The sequence below is a fragment of the Nannocystis sp. genome (assembly GCF_016714285.1).
GTDB lineage: Bacteria > Myxococcota_A > Polyangia > Nannocystales > Nannocystaceae > Nannocystis.
Genome location: NZ_JADJNN010000038.1, coordinates 63,457 through 88,329, shown reverse-complemented (window position 1 = coordinate 88,329; position 24,873 = coordinate 63,457). Strand labels below are relative to the sequence as shown.

20 protein-coding genes are annotated in these 24,873 nt (G+C 71.5%); 11 read left to right on the top strand and 9 right to left on the bottom strand.

Translation table 11 applies throughout. The features are described from left to right. Positions 1-25 precede the first annotated feature (25 nt). Entirely contained in the window at positions 26-643 is a 618-nt protein-coding gene (locus IPJ59_RS33905) for a glutathione S-transferase family protein (RefSeq protein WP_293275439.1), read from the top strand. A gap of 41 nt (positions 644-684) precedes the next feature. Here the strand turns inward: IPJ59_RS33905 and IPJ59_RS33900 are convergent, their stop codons facing one another. The 5 genes from IPJ59_RS33900 to IPJ59_RS33880 all read right to left on the bottom strand — a co-directional run bounded on the left by IPJ59_RS33900 (position 685) and on the right by IPJ59_RS33880 (position 7,857). Further along, positions 685-1,548, bottom strand: a complete 864-nt coding sequence (locus IPJ59_RS33900; RefSeq protein ID WP_293246416.1) for a bile acid:sodium symporter — start codon at positions 1,546-1,548, stop codon at positions 685-687. A 13-nt stretch (positions 1,549-1,561) separates the two neighbouring features. Next, complete coding sequence (locus tag IPJ59_RS33895; RefSeq protein ID WP_293275438.1) at positions 1,562-3,700, bottom strand: hypothetical protein; 2,139 nt, start codon at positions 3,698-3,700, stop codon at positions 1,562-1,564. A gap of 174 nt (positions 3,701-3,874) precedes the next feature. Then, the gene (locus tag IPJ59_RS33890) at positions 3,875-4,750 is read right to left on the bottom strand and encodes a DMT family transporter (protein ID WP_293275437.1); all 876 of its coding nucleotides are present in this window, start codon (positions 4,748-4,750) and stop codon (positions 3,875-3,877) included. 132 nt (positions 4,751-4,882) lie between these two features. Then, positions 4,883-6,400, bottom strand: a complete 1,518-nt coding sequence (locus IPJ59_RS33885; protein WP_293275436.1) for a M16 family metallopeptidase — start codon at positions 6,398-6,400, stop codon at positions 4,883-4,885. A gap of 8 nt (positions 6,401-6,408) precedes the next feature. Beyond that, the gene (locus IPJ59_RS33880) at positions 6,409-7,857 is read right to left on the bottom strand and encodes a M16 family metallopeptidase (protein ID WP_293275435.1); all 1,449 of its coding nucleotides are present in this window, start codon (positions 7,855-7,857) and stop codon (positions 6,409-6,411) included. Positions 7,858-7,976: 119 nt separating this feature from the next. Between IPJ59_RS33880 and IPJ59_RS33875 the strand changes: the two genes are divergently transcribed. Further along, positions 7,977-8,651, top strand: coding sequence for a peptidoglycan recognition protein family protein (locus tag IPJ59_RS33875; protein WP_293246406.1), 675 nt, complete (start codon positions 7,977-7,979; stop codon positions 8,649-8,651). A gap of 18 nt (positions 8,652-8,669) precedes the next feature. Here IPJ59_RS33875 and IPJ59_RS33870 read toward each other — a convergent pair whose 3' ends face one another. The 3 genes from IPJ59_RS33870 to IPJ59_RS33860 all read right to left on the bottom strand — a co-directional run bounded on the left by IPJ59_RS33870 (position 8,670) and on the right by IPJ59_RS33860 (position 12,752). Further along, positions 8,670-9,557, bottom strand: a complete 888-nt coding sequence (locus IPJ59_RS33870) for a hypothetical protein (RefSeq protein ID WP_293246404.1) — start codon at positions 9,555-9,557, stop codon at positions 8,670-8,672. Between the two features lie 113 nt (positions 9,558-9,670). Beyond that, positions 9,671-12,304, bottom strand: a complete 2,634-nt coding sequence (locus IPJ59_RS33865; protein WP_293275434.1) for a PEP/pyruvate-binding domain-containing protein — start codon at positions 12,302-12,304, stop codon at positions 9,671-9,673. After that, positions 12,297-12,752 (bottom strand): MarR family winged helix-turn-helix transcriptional regulator, encoded by a 456-nt coding sequence (locus IPJ59_RS33860; RefSeq protein WP_293246398.1) that lies wholly within the window; start codon positions 12,750-12,752, stop codon positions 12,297-12,299. Before IPJ59_RS33860 ends, IPJ59_RS33865 begins: the two co-directional genes overlap by 8 nt. Positions 12,753-12,911: 159 nt before the next feature. Between IPJ59_RS33860 and IPJ59_RS33855 the strand changes: the two genes are divergently transcribed. Continuing rightward, the gene (locus IPJ59_RS33855; RefSeq protein ID WP_293246395.1) at positions 12,912-14,504 is read left to right on the top strand and encodes an FAD-binding oxidoreductase; all 1,593 of its coding nucleotides are present in this window, start codon (positions 12,912-12,914) and stop codon (positions 14,502-14,504) included. A gap of 132 nt (positions 14,505-14,636) precedes the next feature. Beyond that, entirely contained in the window at positions 14,637-15,362 is a 726-nt protein-coding gene (locus IPJ59_RS33850) for a hypothetical protein (protein ID WP_293275433.1), read from the top strand. A 30-nt stretch (positions 15,363-15,392) separates the two neighbouring features. Here the strand turns inward: IPJ59_RS33850 and IPJ59_RS33845 are convergent, their stop codons facing one another. Then, positions 15,393-17,303: a mucoidy inhibitor MuiA family protein gene (locus IPJ59_RS33845; protein WP_293275432.1), complete on the bottom strand. Its 1,911-nt coding sequence runs from the start codon at positions 17,301-17,303 to the stop codon at positions 15,393-15,395. A gap of 148 nt (positions 17,304-17,451) precedes the next feature. Here IPJ59_RS33845 and IPJ59_RS33840 point away from each other — a divergent pair, with 148 nt between their 5' ends. The 7 genes from IPJ59_RS33840 to tatC all read left to right on the top strand — a co-directional run bounded on the left by IPJ59_RS33840 (position 17,452) and on the right by tatC (position 24,770). Then, positions 17,452-18,204 carry an SDR family NAD(P)-dependent oxidoreductase gene (locus tag IPJ59_RS33840; protein ID WP_293275431.1) on the top strand — a complete coding sequence of 251 codons (753 nt, stop codon included), beginning with the start codon at positions 17,452-17,454 and terminating at the stop codon, positions 18,202-18,204. Between the two features lie 92 nt (positions 18,205-18,296). Next, the gene (locus IPJ59_RS33835; protein WP_293246383.1) at positions 18,297-19,421 is read left to right on the top strand and encodes an NAD-dependent epimerase/dehydratase family protein; all 1,125 of its coding nucleotides are present in this window, start codon (positions 18,297-18,299) and stop codon (positions 19,419-19,421) included. Between the two features lie 93 nt (positions 19,422-19,514). Beyond that, positions 19,515-20,030: a tRNA adenosine(34) deaminase TadA gene (gene tadA / locus IPJ59_RS33830; protein WP_293275430.1), complete on the top strand. Its 516-nt coding sequence runs from the start codon at positions 19,515-19,517 to the stop codon at positions 20,028-20,030. Beyond that, positions 20,027-21,070: a hypothetical protein gene (locus IPJ59_RS33825; protein WP_293246377.1), complete on the top strand. Its 1,044-nt coding sequence runs from the start codon at positions 20,027-20,029 to the stop codon at positions 21,068-21,070. The genes tadA and IPJ59_RS33825 overlap by 4 nt, the downstream gene beginning before the upstream one ends. A 117-nt stretch (positions 21,071-21,187) precedes the next feature. Then, a complete protein-coding gene (locus IPJ59_RS33820) occupies positions 21,188-23,191 on the top strand; it encodes a methyl-accepting chemotaxis protein (RefSeq protein WP_293275429.1) in 2,004 nt (667 codons plus the stop codon). Between the two features lie 125 nt (positions 23,192-23,316). Next, the gene (locus tag IPJ59_RS33815) at positions 23,317-23,871 is read left to right on the top strand and encodes a hypothetical protein (RefSeq protein WP_293246372.1); all 555 of its coding nucleotides are present in this window, start codon (positions 23,317-23,319) and stop codon (positions 23,869-23,871) included. Further along, positions 23,868-24,770, top strand: a complete 903-nt coding sequence (gene tatC, locus IPJ59_RS33810) for a twin-arginine translocase subunit TatC (protein WP_293246370.1) — start codon at positions 23,868-23,870, stop codon at positions 24,768-24,770. Before IPJ59_RS33815 ends, tatC begins: the two co-directional genes overlap by 4 nt. Positions 24,771-24,873 lie beyond the last annotated feature (103 nt).

The window sequence follows — 24,873 nt, the reverse complement described above, 5'->3', positions numbered from 1 at the left end:
GTAGAAGGGCCGTGGAGCACCCCCCATGGCCCTCACGTTCTATTACTCCCCGCAGTCCAGCGCCTCGCGCGTCCACGACACGCTCACCGCCCTCGGCATCCCCTACGAGGAGAAGCGCGTCGACCTCCGCGCCGGCGACCAGAAGAAGCCCGAGTTCCTCGCCCTCAACCCCAACGGCAAGGTCCCCACGATCGTCCTCGACGGCACGCCGATGTTCGAGTCGATCGCCATCCAGATCGCCCTCGGCGAGCGCTTCGGCGTCGAAAAGGGCCTGTGGCCCGCCCTCGGCTCGCCCGAACACCTCACCGCCCTCACCTGGCTGTGCTGGGGTCAGGTCACCCTCGGCGCCTCGCTGTTCCGCTACATGCACAACACCAGCGAGTGGCACCCCAAGGAGCAGCACAACGCCGCCCAGGCCGCCGCCGCCCTCAAGGAGCTCGGCGAGCAGATCGGCATGCTCGACGCCCACCTCAAGGGCCGCGACTTCGTCACCGGCCCCCGCCTCACCCTCGCCGACATCGACCTCGTGTCCGTGCTCGGCTGGGGCCTCGACTTCGCCAAGATCGACACCACCCCCTACCCCAACGTCGCCGCCTGGATCGCCCGCACCCGCAAGCGCCTCCCGCCGCACAGCGCCAGCTGAGCCCCGACCGGAGCCGGTGGCATCGGCGATGGCGAGCCGGCCTACCCGGCTCGCCGCGCCAGGCGAAACCCCAGCGTCAACACCGACGCCGAGATCAACACCAGCAGCGCGTACAGCAGCGGCAGCCACAACATGCGCGCCTGCTGCTCACCCGGGAAGCTGGCGATCAGGATCCCGAGCGCCAGCGGACTGTTCTGGATCCCCGTCTCGAACGCGACCGCCCGCCGCTGCGGCGAAGGCAAGCCCGCCGCGCGCGCCCCGAGCCAGCCGAAGCCGAAGCCCAGCACCCCGAGCCCCAGCGCCGCCGCGTACATCGTGCCAGTGGTCGCCCGCAGCAGCTCGCTGTTGTTGTAGAGCCCGGTGCCGATCAGCAGCGCCAGCACCCCGACCCCGGCGAGCCCGCCGATGCGCTCGACCACCCGCGCCGCCCCCGGCGCCCGCGCCCGCACGAACATCCCGATCCCGAGCGGCACCAGCATCAACGCCAACGTCGTCGTGATGTTGCCGTAGGGGATCTTCAGCGCCGCGCTCGCGTAGCCGCTGGCGTAGATGTAGAGCGTCAGCGGCATCAACACCACCGCCGCGATCGTCGACAGCGTCGTCATCGACACGCTCAGCGCCACGTCGGCGCCCGCGAAGTAGGTGAAGAGGTTGGAGGTGGTCCCGCCCGGCGTGCAGCCGACCACGATCAGCGAGATCGCCAGGTCGTCGGGCAAGCCGAGCGCCCGACACAGACCGTACGCGATCAGCGGCATCCACCCGTACTGCGACAGCAGCCCGATCAGCGGCCCGCGCGGGCGCCGGAGCACCTCGCGAAAATTCTCACCCGTGAGGCTCGCGCCCATGCCGGCCATCAGCACCACCAGCAGGGCCGCGAGGAGGATCGTCTGGAGCGACGTCAGCATCGAGCCCGGGATGTTACTGCACCGGGGTCGGCTGGTGCAGCGCGGTGGCGACGTCGCTGACGCGGATCCTCCGCAGCTCCTCCTCCACCGCGGATCGCTCGCTGTACAGCTCGTAGGTCCGCTCCATGCCCCGCTGGGCCGTGAAGTACTCGACGCCCAGGTCGATCGCCCGGGTCAGCCCCCCCTTCCCGAAGTACTGCCCACCGGCCAGCTCGAGCCCGTCCGACTGCTCGCGCAGGTTGCCCGCCATGACCCCGACGCACTCGCTGAGCGCGACGACCACCTGCATCTGCCGCCGCTGCCGGGCCAGATCCTCGCGCAAGATCTTGGCGCCGATCGCCTCCCAGTCGCGCAGCTTGGCCTTGTACGCGCGTGACTGCGGCACCCGGTCGATCTTCGCCTGCTCGACCTCCGGGAACTGCCCGTAGGGCTGCGCCAGCGCGTACTCCGAGGGGTCGAAGCTCGCCGCGCTGACCATGAAGGTCGGCAAGATCACGTCGACCAGACCCTGCCCCGCCACGTCGCGCGCCGTCATCACCGGCACCACCGCCGCGTCCAGCGATCGCGTGCTCCCGGCGCCCGTGGCCACCCGACGCACCACCCCCGCGTCCGTCGTCACCACCAGCTGCCCCGCCACCACCGCCGCGTACACCGTCCGGTAGCCGGCGATCGCCAGCGCGTGCGCCCCCGACTTCGCGTCGCGCCCGAGCGGCGCACCCGCGACCTTGGCGAACTTCAGCACCGCCCGGTCGAGCAGCGCCTGCGCGGCCGCGTTGTCCTTCACGCCCACCGCCAGCGCGAAGCCCTGCCACTCCTTCGTCTCGCCGCGCAGCCCCGCCTCGCTGATCGTGAGGGCGAAGCCCGCGCTGCCGGTGAGCAGCGGCAGCACCTCGCCCTTGAAGTCGATCTTGGCCCGCTCGCGCAGCTCGGCGTAGCCCTTCTCCGGATCCTCACCGTCGGCCCGCAGCAGCTCCTCGAAGCTGAGCAGCGCCGCCGCGACGTCGACGCTGCCGCCGAGCATCATGATCGGCCGCTCACCGAGCGCCGCGAACACCGGCGAGGGCGTGGCCGCGTTGCGCAGCACGGCCCGCAGCGGCGCCGTCTCCGACATCCGCGCCCGGATCTTGCCGGTCACCCCGCGCAGGTCGCCCGTGAACTCGAACACGATCGGCTCGACCGACCCGAGCCAGCGGCTCCACGCCGCGAACTCCCGCTGCTGCCGCTCGGCGTACTGCTGGTCCCACGCGCGCTGCTCGTCGGCCTGCTGGCGCAGCCGGTTCTGCTCCTCCGCCGGCGCGCCACTCTCGATCGCCCGCCGCAGCTCCTGCTCGGGCCAGCTCGGCTCGGGGTCAACGCGCCGGGCCTCGCGGGCCGCGTGCTCGGCCTGCACGATCGCCCACAGATCGACGTATGCGCTGAGCGTCGCCCCCGGCGCGCCCCCGGCCACCGCCCGCTGATAGCGCGGGGTCGCCGTCAACCCGCGCGCCGGATCGATCGTCGCCAGCAGCCGGGCAAAATCGTAGGGCGCCTGCGCCACCCGCCCGGTCACCACATAAAACGCGAAGCCGTCGCGCAGCACCAGCGCCGAGCTGTCGTCCGGGTCGCTCTTCAGCACCAGCCCGCGGTCCTCCAGCACCGGCTGCAGCCGCCGCGAGCCGCCGACCCGATCGAGCAGCGCGCGAAACTTGTCGCGGTCCGAGATGGTGATGAAGCCCGCGTAGGTCTCGCTGCGGGGATCGAGCAGCGCCGCGCCCATCGGCCCGTCCGGGTCGATGCCGACCTCCCGCCACTGCCCCGGGTCGAGCAGATTAAACCCCGCCCCCGCGACCACCGCCTGCGCCGCCTGATCGTAGTAAGTGCGATATTTGCTGACGATCGCGTCGATATCGACGACCGCCAGCAGTGCCCGGATACCCGCCACCTGCCCGACCGCCACCGTCGTGTCCGGCAGCAGCTGCACCGGCGAGTTCGCCACCGCCACCGCGATCGTCCCGCCCTCCGCCCGCCGCGCTTGCGGGGGCCGCAGCGCCAGCCCGGGGCCCACCTCCGGGGCCACCGGCGTCTGCTCGCGCCGACACCCCGGAGCGACCGCCGTCGCGGCGGCGAACCACACACCCAGGCCCCACCCACCGAGCGACTTCGCGGCGCGCATGGCCCATCGTACACCCAAAGCCACCACCCCCGGACGCGCGGCCCCGCCCATGCACGCGTCCATACAGCCCCGGGGCCGTGGTGTTACAACCGCAGCGATCGCCGAGGAACACCCGCCGCCCCGCCTGGTCGCCAAACTCCGCGCCTGGATCGAGGCCGGCGCACCGGAGTGAGGTCACCGCGCCCGCCGCTCCGCGACCTGAAACAGCAGCACCCCGAGCAGCACCAGCCCGCCGCCGGTCAGCGTGATCACGCCGAGCTTCTCGCCCTTGAACACGATCCCCAGCAGCACCGCGATCGGCGGCGTAATCAACGCCACCATCGCCATCAGCGTCGCGCTCAGGCGCTTGAGCAAATGATAGTAGATCAAGAATGTGACGATCGACCCGAACACCGCCAGGTAAGCGATCGAAGCCACCACCGGCGTGGTCAGCGGAAACGGCTGCGACCACTCCCCGCGCAGCCCGGCCACCCCGACCAGCACGATGCTGCCCGTCAACTCGCCGATCCCGCTGAGGAACGCCGCCGGCACGTTGGCCCCGTCGCGCTTGACATAGACCTGGCTAAAGCCCTGGACCAGCACCGAGCTGGTGATGATCGCCACCCCGAATAGTGTGTCCGGCCCGAGCTCGCGCAGGCTGCCGCTGTAGAGCGTGACGAGCCCGCCGAGCCCGACCGCGATCGCCAGCAGCTTGCCCGCGCTCAGGCGGTCGCCGAGGATGAAGTGGGCCAGCACCGCGACCCAGAACGGGAACACCCCGAAGGTCAGCGAGCCGAGCCCCGAGGGCACATACATCCCGCCGATGTATGTGCAGCCGTAGCCGAAGCCGAAGCTGGCCACGCCGACCAGCAGCGCGAGGCGCCACGCCACCGGGTCACGGAAGGCCGCCCGCGCCCGCCACCAGGCCAGCGGCACCAGCACCAGCGACGCCAGGAAGAAGCGCAGCGCCACCCCGAGCAGCGGCGGCATGCCAGCGTCGAGCCCGACCTTGATCGCCAGCCAGGTCGAGCCCCAGATCAGGCACAGGAGCACGTAGCCGAGCGCCGTCATCGGCGCGGAGTATAACGGTCGCGAGCGCGGGCCCCGATGCGGGCCCGCGGTGCGCCTGGTCACTCACCTGTCCTTCTGGACAGGCGTCCGTCGGGCCCCCATCTGGCCCCCATCTGGCCCCCGTCAGGCCCGTCAGGGCCTCTGCGCCGGCTTGCCGTCGGCGTCGAGCACGACCAGGCCGCCCTTCCCGAACAGCTGCTCCTTCGCTATCACGTCGAGGTCGCCCAGCACCTTGCTGGCGTCGCCGACCACCAGCACCACGAAGTCGCTGGCCCGCAGGTGCTGCTCCGCCGCCCGGTGGACCGCCGCCGTGTCGACCGCGCGCAGGCGGCCCTGGTGGCCGCTGTACCAGTCGAGCGGCAGGTCGTAGAACTTGAGCCGCTGGAACGCGAACAAGGTGTCGGAGGGCGTGGCGAACTCGGCCGGTAGCGCCAGCAGGGCGCCCTCCTTCACGCGGCGCAGCTCCTCCGCGGTCGGGTCCGCGGCGCGCATGCCCACGATCTCCTTGAGCACCTCGCGCAGCGCCGGGCCGGTGACGTCGGTCCGCACCGAGGAGCTGGCGGCGAAGCTGCCGCCCTCGCGCCGGTAGCCGATGCCCGCGCGACCGCCGTAGGTGTAGCCCTTGTCCTCGCGCAGGTTCATGTTGATGCGGCTCGAGAAGGACCCGCCGAGGATCTCCATCATCAGGTCGGTCGCCTCGTAGTCGGGGTCCTGCCGGCGCGGGCCCGGATGTCCGACGTAGACCGACGATTGCGCGGCGTCCTTGACGTTCACGAAGAACACGGTGCCGAGGCGCGGCTTGGCGGCCGCGATCTTCGGCCGCGCCGGCGCCTTGCCCTTCCAGGTCGGCAGCCGCCCCTCGATCGCCTGCGTCACCTCATCCTTGCTGATCATCCCGGTGACCCACAATCGTCCGCCGCCGGGCTTGATCTTGGCGATCACCTTCGCGCAATCCTTCAGCTTGATCGCGTCGATGCTCGCGTCGGTCTCGATGCGCCCATAGGGGTGCCCGTCGCCCCACAGCAGGGCCCCGAACACTCGCCCCGCGATCGGGCCGGGGCTGGCCTTGGCCTGCAGCAGCGAGGCCTTGCGCCGCTCCTTGATGCGGTCGAAGTCGGCCTGGCGCATGCCCGGCGTCAGCAACATCTCGGCCATCAGGTCGAGCGTCGGCGCCAGCTCGGACTTGAGCGAGCGAACATTGATGCTCGAGGTCTCGGCCCCGCCCGACGACGACACATTCGCGGCGTGGTCGGCCTGCTTCTCCTCGAAGGCCGCCGTGTCGTACTTCTGCGTGCCCTCATCGAGCAGGTCCATGCAGATCGCGTGCAGGCCGACCTGATCCTTCGGATCGCTGATGCCGCCGAAGTCGAAGTCGAACGCCATCGTCACCGTCGGCAGCTTGTTCTGCTGCACGAGGTAGACCTCGAGGCCGTTGGCGAGCTTGAAGGTCTCGACGCCGGGCAGCTTGAGCTCGGCGATCGCGCGCGGCCCGGGGATCCGCGCCCGGTACGGCTCGTCGGGCCACTTCGCCGGTTCGGCGGTCGGCACCGTGACGACCGGCGGCGGCGAAAGATCTTGCGGCGGGGCCTGGACCGGCGCGGGCCGGCAGGCGACGAACAGGAAGGCGAGGCTGAGGAGTGACTTGTGCATGACGGTGCTCATCCCTTCTTGGCGGCCTTCGGTGCGGCGATCGCCGGCGGCGCCCCTGCGGGCGGGGCGGCCACAGCTGCGGGCCCCCCTGCGGGCCCAGCTGTGGTCCCGGGTGCAGGTTTCGTGATGATCTCGGCGCGCGGCTTGCCGAGCACCAGCGCCGCGGTGGCCTGCACCTTGGCCGGCGTCAGCGCGCGCAGGCGCTGGAGATAGATCTGCGCATATCCAGGATCGCCGGTGTAGTGATTGAACGACTGCAGCTGCTCGACCCGGCCCATCAGGTCCTCGAGGCCCCAGATGAAGCTCGACTCGGTGCCGATCAGCACCCGCCGCATCTCGGCGTCGGTGACCGGCTGGCTGCGGATCTTGTCGAGCTCGCGGGCGATCACCGCCTCGGCCTTCGCCGGGTCCTGCCCGGGCTTGAGGTCGACCACCACGTGGAACACGCTCGAGTGCTGCGCCCCCGCGTTGTACACGTTGACGCTCTGGGCGCTGCGCTCCTCCAGCACCAATGCGCGGTGCAGGCGGCCCCAGCCGTACGCGCCCAGCACCGTCGAGACCACGTCGAGCTCGATCTCCTCGTCGGTGAACATCGCCGGGCTGTGCCACGCGTAGTGGATGCGGGTCAGGCGGGCGAAGCCGTCGTCGACCTGCTTGCGCACCGTGGCGCTGAGCTCGGGCGTGGCGACCTGCTGGTGCACCGGCTTGGCGAGCCGGGGGAAGGCGCCGAACCACTTGTTGACCAGCAGCTTGGTCTCGGCGATCTCGAAGTCGCCGGCCAGCGTGAGCGTCGCGTTGCTCGGCACATACCAGTGACGAAAGAAGCCCTTGACGTCCTCCACCGAGGCGGCCTCGAGGTCCTCGTGGCGCCCGATCGTCATGAAGCGATACGGGTGGCCCTCGGGGTACAGGGTCTCGGCGACGACGAAGCGCTCGCGCCCGTAGGGCACGTTATCGTAGCGCTGGCGCCGCTCGTTGCGGACCACGTCCTGCTGATTCTTGAGGCTGGCCTCGTCGAGCAGGTCGAGCAGATAACCCATGCGGTCGCTCTCCAGCCACAGCGCCGCCTCGATCTGGTGGCTCGGCACGACCTCGAAGTAATTGGTGCGATCGCTGTTGGTGGTGCCGTTGACCCCCGTCCCCCCGATCTCCTGCAAGATCTTGAAGTGCACGTCCTTGCCGATGTGCTTGGCCCCCTGGAACATCATGTGCTCGAAGAGGTGGGCGAAGCCGCTCTTGCCCGGGGTCTCGTCGCCGCTGCCGACGTGGTACCAGACGTTGGTCGCCACCAGCGGCGCCGCCGGGTCGCGGTGGAGGATCACCTCGAGCCCGTTGTCGAGGGTGTAGCGCTCATACTCGATGTTCAGCGTCGGTTCGGCCGCCGCCACCGACGTGGCCGGAGCGGCGCCGAAGACCAGCGCGAGGGGCAGCAGCAGCAGCAAGGCGTGACGGGCCATCGTATCTCCTGTGCGGGCATGCTCGCGCAGCCGCCCCAGGCCCGCAAGCGCCCGCTGAAGGTGCAAGATCACGGCCCCGACCTGAAACCCTGACCCCCGGGATGTGCGTTGCCCGCACGATGCAGCGGCGACAGGCACTGAGTTGGTTGGCGAGCTCCGGGGCCCTGGCCCTCACGGCCGCGTCCTCACCCGCCGCGGCCGCCCGAAGGCCCGAGCCTGCAGAGCCGCTGGCCGACAACGCTACGCTGCTGGCCGACAACGCTACGCTGCTGGCCGACAACGCTACGCTGCTGGCCGACAACGCTACGCTGCTGGCCAGCCTCGGCGAGCGCGCCCCGGGTGAGCCGGCGCTGCGCCGCTGGCAGTGGATCGTGGTCCACCACACGGCGGCCGAGTACGCGACCCTCCCGGGGATCGACCGCTATCATCGCAACCACTTCGGCGACCCGCTCGGCGCCGAGTATCACTTCATCATCAACAACGGCAAGAAGGACGGCGCCCGCCGCCCGATCGGCAGCATCGAGGCGGCCCGCTGGCGCCACCAGGAGCCCGCGTGGCACCTGTTCAAGCCGGACAACGCGCCCGACTCGCTGGCCATCTGCCTGGTCGGCAACTTCGAGACCCGGGCGCTGCCGGGCGAGATGCTGCGCGCCCTCAGCGAGCTCACCCGGGCGCTGATGAAGCTGTGCGAGATCCCCCGCGAGCGGGTCAGCACCCACCGCGTGGTCGACGAGAAGATGACGCAGTGCCCCGGCAAGCTGTTCCCGCGCGAGGCCTTCCTCGCCGGCCTGTGAGCGCGAGCACGGAGCATTTCACAGCCGCTGCAGCCCCCACGGCGGCGAGGCATTGATCAGATAGCCGACGCGACACTTCATGCGCACCTGACGAAAGCTCGCGCCGGCCTTGGTCGCCGTCCACGTATAGTCGCCAGGCGGGACCTGGGCGAACAGGACGCCGCCATCCTCGGTCGTCTGGGTCAGCGACGGCTGGGGGATCACCTGCGCGTTGAAGTAGATCGGGCCATTCTCGGCCGGCAGCGGCGGGTCGAGGCTCACGGTCACGTCGGCCTCGCCGTGCGCGCCGCTGTCGTAGATGGATTTGCCGACCCGGGTCACCGTGGTCACCATCTGACAATATTGACTGTCGTCCGGCGTGATCCCGACGATCGCCGCCAGAGCGCTGTAAATGTCGTGGGTCACCGCCTGAAAGGTGACGCGATCGAGGCCCTCGTCGGGCAACACGTGGGTCCCGGTCTGGATCGCGTGATAGTCCGGATGTGCCAGCACCAGGGTGATGTCGGCCCCGACCGGCAGGTCGGCGAACTCGAACTTGCCGTCCGCGCCGGTGACCATCTGCAGCTCCGGGAACTCGAGGATCGACACGGTGGCGCCCGCGATCCGCCCGGTCGGGCTGGCGTCGAAGGGGATCGCGTCGCCCCGCACCGTCGCCACCCGCAGGCCCGTACAGTCGGCCCTGCACTTGCCGCCCATGCCGTTGTCCGGGCCGTCGTCGCAGACCTCCGCGCCCGCGACCATGCCGTCGCCGCACACCGCCGGCTCGCCCGTGTCGCCGGTCACGCCCGTCTCGCCCGTCTCGCTGGCCTCGCCGGTCCCGCTGTCGCCGTCGCCGGCCCCGCTGTCGCCGCAGGCCAGCAGCAGCGCCAGGATGCTCGCGGGGTGAATGGTTCGTGCAGTGCGCATGGGTCCCTTTCCTAGCAAAGTCCGGTCACGGCCGCGATCAGATTCATGATGTCGAAGCGGACCGCGGCGATGCGATCGGCGATCGCGTCGTCGCCGCTGTCGACATTAACCGATCAGCGATCGGTCTCGATCGTGATCGTCCCGGCCGCGCCGTCGACCGTGATCCGCTGGCCCGTGCTGATCCGCGTGGTGGCCTGGGGCACCCCCACCACCGCCGGGATCCCGTATTCGCGGGCCACCACCGACCCGTGGGACATCGCCCCGCCCATCTCCATCACCAACCCGCTGGCGGTGAGAAACAGCGGCGTCCAGCCGGGGTCGGTCGACGGCGCGACGAGGATCTCCCCCGGCTCGATGCGCGCCCCCGCCGGATCGAGGATCACCCGCGCCACCCCGGTCACCCGCCCCGCCGAGGCTGGTGTGCCCGCCAGGCCGCCCTCCGGCTGAGCCGCCACCAGCAGCGCCTCCGCGTCTGTCCCATCGGACAGCAACACCCGCGGCGAGTGGCGACGCTCGAGCTCGCGGGTGTAGCCCGCCCGCCGCGCGGCCACCTGCGCCCGCAGGTCCGCACCCCCGAGCCCCGCCCGCACGCCGGGCAGGTCAAGCATGAACACATCCTCGACCCGCTCGATGCGCCCGGCCGCCACCAGCGTCGCGCCGATCGCCTGCAGGTGCTCCCGGCTGCGCGCGAGCAGGCGGACGATCGCAAACTTGGGCAGCTCGCGCACACCCGCGAGCCCACGCATGCGCCCGAACGCGAGGCGCAGCAGCGGCCGCCGCCACCAGCCCACCCGCGCGGTCAGCTCGATCATCGCGGCCTCCGCCGCCGCCCGCCCGCGCTCGAACTGCAGGTCCGCCGCCAGCGCCGGATCGGCGTGCGCGAGATAGTTGGCGAGCACCCCGAACACGTGCGTCGGATCCTCGCCCCAGCGCGCCACACCGACGTCGATCTCCGCCACACCGCGGGCCCCGTACGTCGCCAGAAAGCCCGTCAGCTCGACCCGCAAGGCCGCCGGCAGGCTGCCCGCGTGGAACCGACGGGCCAGCGCCGCCGGCGTCTCCGTGCGCAGCGCAGCGCTCGCCTCGGGGTCAGCCGCGAGCCGCTGCGACATGGCCCACAGCTCGAGGTCCATCTCGGTGGTGGGGTTGTGCGGCAGGGCCCGCAGCGTCGCCTCGAACTCAGCCGCCGTGGCCCGCTCGCCGATCAGACGCCGCGCGATCTCCAGGCTCAGCAAGCCCGCCGCCATCACCGGGATCACCGATACGAACAGCCCCGGAAAGCCCGCCACCAGCATGCGCTCGATCGCCGCCAGCCGGGCCGCGGGGCGCAGATCGTCGGCCGTCTCGCCAGCGGCCAGCAGCGCCGTGACCCGCGTCGCCACACCCCGCCGCGCCGCCTCCGGATCCCACAGCGCCGCGAGCAGACGCAGCGGCGCCCGCGTGCGCCACAGCCCGCGCACGACCGCCTTCACCGTCGCAAAGCGCGAGCTGGGCTGGGCCGCGAGGCGCGGGTCCTCCAGCAATGTGCGTATCACCGCGGCGCTACGCGCCTCCATCTTGCTGAACACGCGGACGACCAGCTTGCGCCCGACCGGATGCCGCAGCGCCGCGCTGAGGTCGAAGACCAGGCGGTGCCCGGCATCCTTGATGAACCCGGGCCCGGCCTCGACCGGCACCGCGAACCCGAGCTTGCGCAGCACCCCGCCCATAAACAGCCGCCAGCACTGGATCCCCATCAGCGTCAGCGGTCGCAGCACGCCCTGGGCCACGTTGAAGTTGAAGTACACCGATAACGCTGGCGGCGCCGGGGCGCCCTCCGGCAGCGGATACAGCGTGGTGATCGGCCGCGCCTGCAAGATCGCCGGACGACGCGCCCCGTCGAGCGCCCACTCGATGTCCTGCGGCGCCCCGTAATGCGCCTCGATGCGCCGCCCCAGCGCCACCAGCTCGTGCAGCTCCGCGTCGCTCACGCAGGCCTCGTCGCTCGCCGCGAGCCCGACCTGCCGCGTGCCGCCGTCGTCGGCGTCGGCGTCGGCGTCGATGCGCAGCCGCTTGTCGCCGATCTGCCTGACCACCACCACCTCGCCCTCGACCACGAAGTGGTCCGGATTCACCGCCCCCGAGACCACCGCCTCGCCGAGCCCCGGGCTCGCGTCGATCACCGCCCGCCCGCGCCGCCCGAGCACCGGGTCCGCCGTGAACAGCACCCCGGCCACGCTCGCCGGCACCAGCCGCTGCACGACCACCGCCAATTCCACCGACTCCGGCGCGATGCCTCGCTGGGCCCGGTAGGCGACCGCGCGGTCGCTGAACAGCGACGACCAGCAGCGCCGCACCGCCGCGATCAACCCCGCCTCGCCGCGGACCCCGAGGATCGTGTCCTGCTGCCCCGCGAAGCTGGCGTCCGGCAGGTCCTCCGCCGTCGCCGACGAGCGCACCGCGACCACCACCTGCTCCCCCAATTGCATGTACGCGCCCGCCAGCGCCGCCGCGATCGCCGGGGGCACCGGCGCCGCCAGCAAGGCCGCGCGCACCGCCTCGGCCGCGCCGCCCTGCGCGAGCCCGGCGATCGCCGCCCGCACCGCCGCGTCGGCCGCGACCTCGTGATACGCCGCCGTGGTCAGGCAGAAGCCCGGCGGCACCGGCAGCCCGGCCGCGATGAGCTCGCCGAGGTTGGCCGCCTTGCCGCCCGCCAGCGCCAGGTGTTCGCGGCGCAGCGCCGCCAGGGACACGATCGACTCAGACATCGTCCACCTGCTTCCTCGCCGCCTCGGCCAGCAGCTCGAGCCCGCGCAGCACCGTGCGCTGGTCCTCGGGCGCCAGCGCCTCGATCAGCCGCATCTCCGCCTCGGCCCGGCGCCGGGCCATCGTCACCAGCAGCTTGCGCCCGCGCGCCGCGATCGTGACCCGCCGGACCCGTCGGTCGTCCGGGTCCTCCTCGCGGCGCAGCAGCTCGCGCTTCACCAGCGCGTCCACCAGCCGGCTCGTCGCCGACAGCGAGCGGCCGATCTGCTCGCCGAGCGCCCCCACCGTCCGCGCCTCCCCGTCCTCCAGCAGCAGCAGGGTGCCGAGCTGCAGCAGCGTCAGGTCGACCACCCCGAGGGTGTCGATCGCGCTGCGCATCACCCCGCGCATCATCGCCCGTCGCACCGCCAGCATCCCCTGCTCCAGCTCTCGCGTGATCGGCCGTTTCATGTGCTCGGACGAAATAGTTGCAACGACGCAAGCATCTTGTCAAGTCGACCCGACCGACCCCGGCCCCACCCCGCCGACCGCGCACTGACCCCCACGTTTTCCGGTTGACACCACGGCGCCCCGGGCCCGATTTTCGGGGGCCTACCCCGGAGCCCTCGCGTGAAGCAACTCGTGTTCGACCTGCTGACCCGCTTCCGCGGCGTCATCCTCCTGTGCCTGCTGCCCGTCGGCTACCTGTTCGACGCGGTGATGCGCCTGCGCAACTTCTACTACGAGCGCTGGGGCGCCGCGCCAGAGCAGCACGGCCTGCGGGTCGCGGAGATCCAGCGCCAGGTCCGACGCTGGTACGCCCAGCCCGCGGAGACGCGGCGGCCGATGTGCACCGACCGGCGCACCTGGCAGAACCTCAGCACCCGCTTCGAACCCAAGCATGAGTGGCACAAGATCCGGATGAGCGGCCTGCGCGACGTCCTCGGCGTCGATCTCGAGCGCGGCACCGTGCGCGTCGAGCCCTTCGTCACCGTCGGCAGCGTCACCCGCTACCTGCTCCCCCGCGGCCACATGCTGCAGGTGACCCTCGAGATCGAGGACGCCACGATCGGCGGCCTGGCGATGGCCGTCGGCATGACCACCCACTCGCACAAGGTCGGCCTGCTCTACGAGACCGTCGTCGCCTACGAGGTCGTGGTCGCCGACGGCAGCCTGCTCCGCGTCACCCGCGACGAGCACCCCGAGCTGTTCCACGCCCTGCCCTGGTCGCACGGCACCCTCGGACTGCTCGTCAGCCTCGAGCTGAAGATCATGCCGGTCAAGCCCTTCGTGCACCTGCGCTACATCCCGGTGCACACCCAGCAGCAATACTGCGACCAGCTGCGCGAGCTGTCGGTCGCCGCCGACGCCCCCGATTTCCTCGAGGCCACCGTCTACGCCAAGGACCACGCCGTGATCATGACCGGCGACTTCGCCGACGCCCCCACCGCCCCCGCCGACCGGCGCAAGATCAACCCGCTCGGCCGCTGGTACAAGCCGTGGTTCTTCAAGCACGTCGAGACCTTCCTGTGGAAGGACGGCGAATCCGAGGAGTACGTGCCGCTGCGCCACTATCTGATGCGCCACAATCGCAGCATCTTCTGGGTCGTGCAGCACATGATCTCGTTCGGCAACCACCCGGTGTTTCGCTGGCTGCTCGGCTGGCTGATGCCGCCGCGGATCCAGTTCATCAAGTTCTCGACCACCCCCGCCGTGCGCGAGATGACCTTCACCAAGCAGGTGTTCCAGGACATCGTCCTGCCGATGAGCGCGATGAGCCGGGCGATCGACGCCTCGCACCGCCTGTTCGAGATGTACCCCGTCCTGCTCTACCCCAGCCGGATCTACGACCACGGCCCGCTGCAGGGCCAGCTCCGCGCCCCCCGCGAGCAAGACCGCGTCCCCGGCACCGACTTCGGCATGTACTTCGACCTCGGGGTCTACGGCGTGCCGCTCCCGATCCTCCACGGCAAGCCCTTCAAGACGGTCCACGCCATGCGCAAAATGGAGGACTTCACGAGAGAGGTCGGCGGCTATCCATTCCTGTATGCCGACACCTTCATGACCCGCGAGGAGTTCGGCCAGATGTTCAACCTCGACCTCTACGAGAAGGTCCGCGCCCAGTACGGCGCCGACCAGGCCTTCCCCCATCTCTACGACAAGATCAAGCCCGAGGTCGACGTGTTCGCCGTGCTCGCCCGCGAGGCCAGCGAACCCGACTGACCGCCACCACGATCGCCCCGACCGCGACCTGACCGCGACCTGACCGCGACCTGACCGCGTTAGGCCGCGTCACGATCGCCCGCCACGATCTGCAGCGGCGAATCCGGCGTTCTGGCAAGATCGCCGGCGACGATGCCGAGGTGGCTCCTGGCGATCTTGCTCGCGGCGCTGGTCAGCGTGCGCCTCCTCGCCGATCCGCTGATCGCCGAGCTGCTCGCGGTGATCGCCGCCTGCCTCGCCGCCGCCTGCTTCACCGCCGGCGACCCGCCGCGCCGACCGTGGATCCTCCGCGCCCTGGCCCTCGCCCTCGTGCTCGTCGCCCACAGCCAGATCCGCCTGAGCCCGGCCGCCCTCCACCTCGGCCTCGCCCTGCTCGTGCTCGCCAACCTCCTCGGCGCCGCGGCGATCGTCGGCTTCATCCAGGTCGTCCGCCGCAGCGGCCTCACCGCGCCGCTCACCACCCTCGGCACCGCGATCCTCGGCGGCCTCGCCCTCGCCGCCGCCGGAGCCCTCGCCCTCGTGCTCGTCCAGGTCGCCCCGCAAGCCGACGCGAAGGCCGTCGTGATCGCAGTGAGCACCGCCTGCGACGCCGTCGTGTTCGTCGGCGCCGCGCTGCTGCTGCGCCTGGTCCTGCCGCTGCGCGGCGGCCTGGTCGCCCAGCCGTACGCCCTGCTCGTGCTCGACGGCCTGTGCTACCTGGTCGCCGACCTCGGCCTCGCCGTCACCTCACCCGCCCTGGTCGCCGCGATCCCCTACGTGAGCGCCATCGGCGGGGCCGCGGGAGCGAGCGCCGGCCTGGCCCAGGCGGCCCTCCTGCGCCCCCCGCGACGCGGTCGCGTCCGAACACCAAGTGCCTGATCGTGCCCGATCCAGCCTGATCCAGTCAGCTCAGAACTGGGCCTCGAGATCGAGGATCTGATCCTCGATCTTCGACCTCGACGGCGCCGGCGAAGGCGAGGGATACGCGGCCGACGGGTTCGCCGGCGACGCCGCTTTCATGCGCCGCCGCGTGGTCTCCAACACCAGCTCGGGCGGATACTCGACCTGATAGCCGATGCGAAACTCTCGCTTCGCCCCCGGCTTCAAGCTCAGGTCCCAGTGCAGCAGCCCCTGCGAGTCCGGCTTCGTCACCGGCGTGATGCTGACCTTGTCGATATGGATGTCCTTGTTCTCGGACACCGGGATGCGGTCGGCCAGCGTGAATGAGGTCTCCTCGGACGAGAGGTTCTCGACCGTGACGATGAACATCACCTGCATCTGGCTCCGCGTCTTGCGGACCAGGTTGCTCAGCTTGCGGTCGAGCTGACGCGAGAGCTTGAGGTGGTCGGCCACGCTGAGGAACAGCGAGAAGCGCTCGCCCTTGGCGATGAAGTCGATGTCCGTCATGCCGAGGAATGTCCCGTCCTGGTAGCGCGCGACCTTGCCGGGCAGGAACGGCTGCCCCGTGGAGTTGGTCATCGCCAGGGTGTGCGCCGCGTTCAGGCTCTGCTCCGGCGCCGCGACCGTCTTCTGCGCCGACTCGAGCACGCTGCGACCGATCAGCAGGCGCACCGGGTGACCGTCGCCGCGCACGCTCTGGGCCTTCTGGGCCTTGAAGTGGGCCGTCGTCCCGCGCTTCTCGAGGCTCTCGAAGATCGACACCGTCCGGCCCTGCACGACCTGCAGATATTCGATGTTGCTGCGGTACACCTGCTCGAAGTTGCTGCGCGCCCGCTCCGCGGAGGCCCCCTGATGGACCTTGTTCCACAGCTGACTCTGGCCCTCGAAGGCCGCCTGCGCGCGCGTGAACGACGACACCTGGCTGGTCAAGATCCGCGTCGCGCTCTGGGTGTCACCGAGGGTCAGCGCCTCGAGCTCCGGGATGCGCACCGACTGCGTCGTCGACTGAGTCGAGAACGACAGCTCTGCCCCGCCCCAGTCCTCACCGCTGGTCTGGGTGACCGCCGCGAAGGAGATGACCTCGACGCTCTTCGCGTCCGTCGTGCTCGCCCGCAGCTCGTGCATCGGCTCCCACGTGACCCCCGGCAACATGTACGTCAGCTCGACGCTCGCCGGGGTCGGGCTGCTCGCCTGCAGCGTGACCAGCACGGTCGTCTCCTCGAGGTCCATCAGACCCTTGGCGTCCTCGACGCGGCGCAGGCTGGCCTCATATTCGGGGCTCAGCTCGTCGAGCCGGCTCTGCACCGCGCGGCGCGCCTTGGCGGTCGCCCGCAGCGAATCGCTGATGAACTGGACCACGTCGCCGTAGCTCTTGACGCTGATGTCGCCGATGAGCGTGTCCTGGGTGATCTTCGCCAGCGAGAACGCCTTGATCGCCTCGATCTGCGCCTTCTGGGCGTCGAGCACCGCCAGCTCGTCCTTCTGCGCCGCCAGCTTGTCCGCCAGCGCCTTGTGCTCTGACTCGACCTGCCGCCAGCTCGCGTCGGTCGCCTTGGCCAGGAAGCGCCGATCGACGCGCACATCGACGATGCGACCCGCGCTCGCCGCGACCTGCACCGAGCCGTCATCGACCCAGCCCGGCAGGCTGCGGAACGCGAACACCGTCGGCTCGCCCGGCACCTGCGCCGTCGCCTGCCGCGTCACCCGGGCCCGATCGGAGTAGACCGTCACCCGCGTCACCTTCGATTGCAATGCATGCGCGTCGGACTCGGCGTCCGCGACGTCCTGCGCCGCCGGCGGAGCGACGCCCGGCGCGCCCTCGGGCGCCTTCGTGGGACCCTGCGCCGGACGGGCACAGCCCGCCGCGATCATCATCACAATGCCGAGACAAGCGATCGATCCCCGGTGCTCCGCAATCATCGTCTCCACCTTCCTGCGCGGCGAGACACCGCCCAGCACGGCCTCGCCCTCACAGCCGACCGGCGAAACGGCTTAGCCCGGGAAAGGGTCTGCGGTCAACACGCGTGGCCTGTCGCCCCCGCGGAGCTTCGCCTATGCTGCGCCGCGCATGCGCCGGATCGTCGTCTTCGGAGCCACCTCGGCGATCGCCGCCGCCGTGATCGCCCGCTTCGCCGCCCGCGGCGATCGCCTGCACCTCGTCGGCCGCGATCCCGCCCGCCTCGCCGCCGTCGCCAGCACCTGCAACAGCAACGAGCTCACCACCGCGGTCGCCGACTTCACTGACACCGACCACGCCGCGGCCCTCGTCGAGGCCGCCCGCACCGCGCTCGGCGGCGCGATCGACCTCGTCCTCGTCGCCCACGGCGACCTCGGCGACCAGGCCCGCAGCGAGCACGACTACAGCGAGGCCGAGCGCCTGCTCCGCGTCAACCTGCTCTCCGTGATCGCCCTGCTGATCCCGCTCGCCGACCTGCTCGCGCGCCAGGGCTCGGGCCAGATCGCCGTGATGAGCTCCGTCGCCGGCGACCGCGGCCGACCGCGCAACTACACCTACGGCGCGGCCAAGGGCGCCCTGACGATCTATCTCCAGGGCCTGCGCAGCCGCCTCTACCCGCTCGGCATCGTCGTCACCACCCTCAAGCTCGGCCCGGTCGACACGCCGATGACCACCGGCCACGCCAAGAACTCGCTGTTCACCACCCCGACCCGCCTCGCCCCGGCGATCGTCCGCGCGATCGATCGCCAGACCCGTCGTGGCCGCGAGGTCTACCTCCCGTGGTACTGGCGCCCGATCCTGGCGATCGTCCGCAACACCCCCGAGCCGCTGTTCCAGCGCCTGCGCTTCCTCTCCGGCCGCTGACGCGCCACGCAGCTGCCGAGCTCGCGCCGGACCTTCCCGGTTCCAGCGCCCGCGCTTCCTCTCCGGCCGCCGACGGTGATAGCGTGACCCCGATGCGAGTCCTGCTCACCGGCGCCTTCGGTAACATCGGCGCCCACACGCGCGACGCCCTGCTGACCCGCGGCTTCGAGGTCATCGCCAGCGACGCCGCCACCCCGCGGACCCGCAAGCTCGCCGCGAAGCTGCCCGCGAATTTGGCCGCCAACCCGCGCCTGCGCGTCGCCTGGGCCGATCTGCGCGACGCCGCCGAGCTCAATCACCTGGTCGCGACCCACAAGCCCGACGCGATCGTCCACCTCGCCGCCGTGATCCCGCCGCCGGCCTACTTCAACGCCGCCCTCGCGCGCGCCGTCAACGTCGACGCCGTCGCCAACCTGATCGCCGCCGCCTCCGCCCTCGCCACGCCGCCACGCATCGTGTTCGCCTCGAGCTACACGGTGCACGGCCCCCGCAACGGCGCCCGCGAGCTCCCGCTGCTCACGCCCAGCACGCCCGTCGCCCCGGCCGACGCCTACGCCGGCCACAAGGTCGAGGCCGAGCTCCTGCTGCGCCAGAGCCAGCTCCCCCACGTCGTCCTCCGCATCGGCACCTGCCTCCCCTTCACCCCCGGCGGTGGCGACCCGAGGACCATGCGCATGGTCTTCGAGCTCCCCCGCGACAGCCGCAGCCACGGCCTCGACCCCCGCGACGCCGCCCTCGCCTTCGCCAACGCCGTCGACGCCGACGTCGACGGCCGCATCCTGTACATCGGCGGCGCCGACGAGTTCCGCACGCGCCAGCGCGAGCTCATGCCCCGCTATCAACACACCCTCGGCCTCGCGCCCTTCCACGACGCCGCCTTCGCCGTGCCCCACCCCGAGATCGACGCCGCCTGGTACTTCGAGGACTGGATGGACACCCGCGAGTCGCAGGCGAAGCTCGGCTTCCAGCGCCACACGCTGAGCGACTACTTCGCCGAGCTGGCCCGCCGCAACCGCGTCGGCGCCCTGCTGCTGCGCCCGCTCGGCCGCGTGGTCCGCTGGCAGCTCGCCAAACAGTCGCGCTTCCACGGCCGCCCCGGCGCCCACGAATCGCAGCCGATGGAGGACCGACTCGCCGCGATCTTCGGCGACGCCGCCCGCCCGCAGCCGGCCTCACGCGCCGCCGCCGAGGCGCTGAACCGCCTCCTCAACCCCTGAAGCGCCCGATCACAAGCCCGTCGATCGCCTGTCCTTTCGGACAGCTTGAGTAACGGTTGCCCGGCCCGCGCAATTGCGCGATGCTCCCCGCGCATGTCCGCGGCGCCAGACCTCGACCTCGTGTACATGCGCGAGGCCCTGCGTCTCGCCCGCGCCGCCGCCACCCGCGGCGACGTCCCGGTCGGCGCCATCGTCGTCCACGCCGGCACCATCATCGGCGCCGGCTTCAACACCCGCGAGGCCGCGGCCGACCCCAGCGGCCACGCCGAGGTCGTCGCCCTCCGCGAGGCCTGCCGCCACCAGGGCCGCTGGCGGGTCGACGGCGCCACCCTCTACGTCACCCTCGAGCCCTGCCCGATGTGCGCCGGAGCCCTCGTCAACGCCCGCGTCGCCCGCCTCGTCTACGGCGCCGCCGACCCCAAGGCCGGCGCCGCTCGCAGCCTGTTCTCGCTGTGCGACGACCCCCGCCTGAACCACCGCATGGCGGTCTGCCCCGGCGTCCTCGCCGAACCCTGCGGCGCCGTCCTCAGCGAGTTCTTCCGCGCCGCCCGCGGCCGCGGCCCCCGCCACCTGTCCCCAGGGACAGCCGCCGCGGAGGGCCCCGCATGACCAGCGACACCAGCGAGGCCGAGCTCCACCTCGTGCAGCAGCTCATCGCCCGCGAGCGCCTGAGCCTCGACCTCTGCGCCCGCGGCCGCACCTGCTTCCTGTCGCACATCGGCGCCGCCCCCCGCCTGGTCCCCGGCCCGTGGATCGCCCACCGCGACCTCATCTACGCGCTCGCCCTCGCCAACCTCGCGCCCGCCCAGCGCACCGCCCTCGCCCGCGCCGTCCTCGTCGAACACGACCGCGAGTTCGGGGTCGGCCGCCTCCTCCTGCGCACCCTCCCCTCCGGCCTGCCCCTCGGCGGCAGCTCGCTCCGCCTGCAACCCCGCGGCGGCCCGACCTGCCTCTACACCTGGGCCCTCGGCGAACTCGCCGCCGCCACCCCCTGCGAGTGGCTGCTCCTCCGCGCCGAACCCGGCTGGTCGCAACCAGACCCGCCCCGCCCCCTCACCCCGGCCGCCCTCGAGACCCTCCACGCCCTCTCGGCCAGCGTCGTCATCCTCGTCGCCACCGCCGCCGACGCCCGCACGGTCGCCGAACGCTGCCTGCAGCGCGTCCCCTTCACCGCCCACCCGCGCTTCCTGCCCCACCTCGAGGGCACGATCGCCGCCGCGACCCGGGCCCCCGACGCCCGCGTCCGCCTGTGGCCGCACGACGCCGTCGCCGCCCCCGGCTTCTGGAGCTCCGGCGCCCGCACCACATCTGGCGCAAGGGACAGGTCGCAAAGGCCAGGTCGCAGCACCCCAGCGCCCGCGAGCGAGCCCGGCGCGGTGCTCCTGGTCGACGCCCCCGAGGCCGTGCGCCGCCAGGTCGAGGCCTGGCACGCCGCCCACCCGGACGCCCGCCGCATCGAGATCGCCTGCGCCCGCTGCCCCGGTCGGGCCGACCGCGCCGCCGTCCTCGCCCTCTGGCAGACCTGCGAGCGCCCGCAGATCCTCCTGCGCGGCGACCCCGAATGGGCCGGCGAGGCCCGCCGCTTCCTGCAAGACCTCGGCGCCCGCGTCGAGGCCCAGGCCCAGGGCACCCAGCTGCCCCTCCTCTGAGCCCCATTCGGGTCCTCGCCCGTCCCGCCGCGCTCACCCGCCAATCTCGCGCGGCTTTGCTCGCCCCGCGATCTGGAGCTTGCGTCGGCGCTCCCGTACAATCGCCCGGCCCGCACGATGGACCACCGCCTCCCGCTGCCGCCCTGGGTGCCCCTCCTGCTCGGCCTCGCCGCCATCGCCGCCGCCTTCGCGCTGCAGGCCCCCACGGCGACCACGGCCGCCGCCGTCGCGGGCGTCGCCGCCGGCGTCGCCGGCTGGCTCATCGCCTCACGCGCCGAGCTCGCCCTCGGCCGCGCCGACGAGGACCGCCTCGCGCTCAAGGAGGCCGAGGGCCGCTCGCGCCAGGCCGAGCGCGCCGCCACCGACCAAGGCGCCCAGGCCCAGAACCTCCAGCTCCAGCTCCAGGCCACCCAGCAGCAGCTCCTCGCCACCCAGCAGAACCTCCAGGCCGCCCAACAACAGGCCCAGGAGCTCGCCACCCGCGCCCAGACCCTCGACGCCGACAACCGCGGCCTGCAGCTGCAGCTGCGCGCCCAGGAGCTCGAGCTTCGCACCCTGCACGAGCGCGGCAGCCGACAGGGCAACAGCGACGCCGAGCTGCACCGCCAGGAGCTCGAGGACCTGCGCCGCAGCCTCACCGAGCAGCGGGTCCGCCACGCCAGCGAGGTCGAGGGCGTACGCGAGGCCCACGCGCGCGACCAGGTCGAGCTGCGCAGCGTCCAGACCCGCCTCGCCGAGGTCACCAGCCAGCGCGACGGCGCCCTGCGCGACGCGGCCCAGCTGCAGACGATGATCGACCGCGGCATCCCCAGCGGCGGCCTCGACGACGAGGCCACCGCGTTGCTGCACGAGCTCAACGAGGGCTTCACCTCCTCGGCCCAGGCGATCGAGGAGACCTCGCAGGCCCTCACCACCGTCAACGGCGGCCTCAAGGGCATCTCCGACAACGTCGAGCTGCTGGCCTCCAACGCCGAGGAGAGCGCCAGCTCGATCCTCGAGATGGCGGCCGCCAACGACGAGGTCGCCGACAGCATGTTGAACCTCGCCGCCAGCGTCCAGGAGACCGCCACCTCGATCGAGGAGATGACCTTCTCCGTCAAGGAGGTCGCCAAGAACATCGAGGCCCTCAGCAGCACCGCCGAGGAGACCTCGGCCGCGATGAACGAGATGGACGGCTCGATCCAGCAGGTCGAGAACAACGCCAACGAGACCGCCCAGCTGTCCGAGGAGGTCGTGTGGGCCGCCGAGGGCGGCGTCGACGCGATCAACCAAACCATCGAGGTCATCAACAACATCAAGACCCACTCCGCCGAGGGCGTGACCGTCATCGGCCGCCTCGGCGAGCGCATCAGCGCGATCGGCAAGATCCTCAGCGTCATCGACGACGTCTCGGAGCAGACCAACCTGCTCGCCCTCAACGCCGCCATCATCGCCGCCCAGGCCGGCGAGCACGGCAAGGGCTTCGCCGTCGTCGCCGACGAGATCAAGGACCTCGCCGAGCGCAGCGCCACCTCCACCAAGGAGATCGTCGACATCATCAAGGCCGTGCAACGCGAGAGCCGCAACGCCATCGAGGCCGTGCAGCGCTCGAGCAAGTCCGTCGACGACGGCGTGCGCGTCAGCCATCAGGCCGAGGACGCGCTCAAGCGGATCTCCGACTCCGCCCGCCGCAGCACCCAGATGGTCCGTGAGATCGCCCGCGTCGCCGTCGAGCAGACCAAGAGCTCCAAGCAGGTCACCGACGCCATCAACGTCGTCGCCACCACCGTGCAGCAGGTCGCCACCGCCACCTCCGAGCAGGCCCGCGGCGCCGAGCAGATCATGCGCTCGGCCGAGAAGATGAAGACGATCACCCGCCACGTCGAGCGCTCCACGCAGGAGCAGACCCGCGGCTCGCGCCAGATCACCCGCGCCATCGAGACCATCTCGGAGATGGTCTCCCAGCTCAGCAAGGCCCACCGCGCCCAGGCCCAGGGCGCCGACACGATCCTCGACGGCCTCGAGTCCGTCCGCGAGGGCATGCAGTACCAGCGCAGCCTCATCGAGCAGCTCGCCGCCCGCGTCGGCCTGAGCCCCGCCCCGCGCCGCGGCGCAAGGCCCGGCCGCACGAACAAGAGCTAGCCGCGCCGCGGGCGACACCACCCGAGCCAGGCCTCAGCTCAGCAGTGCTGCTCAGCCCGTAGCGGCCTCCCGGGGTCGCGCCCGCCCCCTCGCCGCCGCCGCGAGACGCTGCTATGGTCTGCGCAGTGTTCGGGTTCGGCATCACAGAGCTTGTCGTCGTCGGGCTGGTCATCCTGATGCTGTTCTCGCCGCGCGAGCTGCCCGGCATGATGAAGACCCTCGCCCGCGTCTACGGCAGCATCCGTCGCACCGCCGAGGAGTTCCGCGCCCAGGTGATGGAGGCCGAGGAGCTGCGCGAGCCCATCGAGGAGATCCGCGCCGCCTACCACGGCACCAAGCAGGAGCTCCTCACCGCCCAGGAGCTCGCCCGCCGCGAACTCGGCCGCGCCCGCGCCGAAGCCATGAAGGCCCAACAAAAGCTCAGCGAGCTCCACCGCGAGGAGACCCGCCGCGAGACCGCCGCCCTCCAGGGCCGCGTCAGCGCCAACGAGCCCCTCGACGACGAGCCCGCCAAACCATCGCCACCTGTCCCAGAGGCCAGCTCACCCGCCGCCTCCGCACCTGTCCCCGAGGCCAGCAAGCCCGTGCCCACCGCCTCGACCGCCACGAGCAGCGGCCTCGTGGTCCCGCCCGCGCCCAGATACCCCAGCCCGGTCAGCGACCGCTCCGACGCCGCATGAGCGCCCCCACTGTCAACAACGGCCTCGAGGGCCTCGCCGAGGGCCCCGAGGGCGACACCCCGATGTCCTTCTGGGACCACCTCGGCGAGCTGCGCAGCCGGCTCACGCGGGCCGCTCTCGGCGTCACCGTCTCGGTCGTCCTCTGCTTCATCTACGCCACCGAGCTGCGCGAGTTCCTGGCCGTCCCGTTGCACAAGGCCTGGGTCGCCGCCAACATGCCCGGCAAGCCCGTGCTGCAGGTCCTGGCGATGATGGACGCCTTCATGACCGACATGCGCGTGGCCATGGCGGGCGGCATCTTCCTGGCCACGCCGGTGCTCTTCTATCAGTTCTGGATGTTCATCGCGCCCGGGCTCTACGCCCGCGAGAAGCGCTACGTCATCCCCTTCGTCGCCACCAGCGTGTTCATGTTCTTGCTCGGCGCGGCCTTCTGCTACTACGTCGTCCTCCCGTGGACGATCCAGTGGCTGCTCTCGTACACGCAGAGCACCAGCGGGGCCGCCACCGCCGTCGTCTACAACCTCACCCTCAACGAATACATCCGCGACGCCACCAAGATCCTGGTCGCCTTCGGGGTCGTGTTCGAGTTCCCGCTGCTGATCGCCTTCCTCGCCTTCGCAGGGGTGCTGACCCACCGCAGCCTGCTGCGCTTCTGGAAGATCTCCGTGGTGATGATCTTCATCATCGCCGCCTTCCTGACCCCGCCCGAGCCCGTCAGCCAGCTGATGATGGCCTTCCCGATGGTCGGCCTGTTCTTCGCCAGCGTCGGCATCGCCTACCTGATCGACAAGTCGAAGGCCAAGGCCCGCGCCCTGCTCGCCCGCGCAGACGAGCCCGATCCCGCCGACGACGCAGGGCCCAGGCCCCCGCCAGACGACGACGCACAGCCCCCGCCCTGACGACCCCAGTCGCCAGGCCGCGGCCATCTCGTCCGCAAAGGGGTCCGCGAGGCGCGCAAATTCGGCAGGTCGGCGTCGAACCCCTAGGCCCGCGGCCAACTTT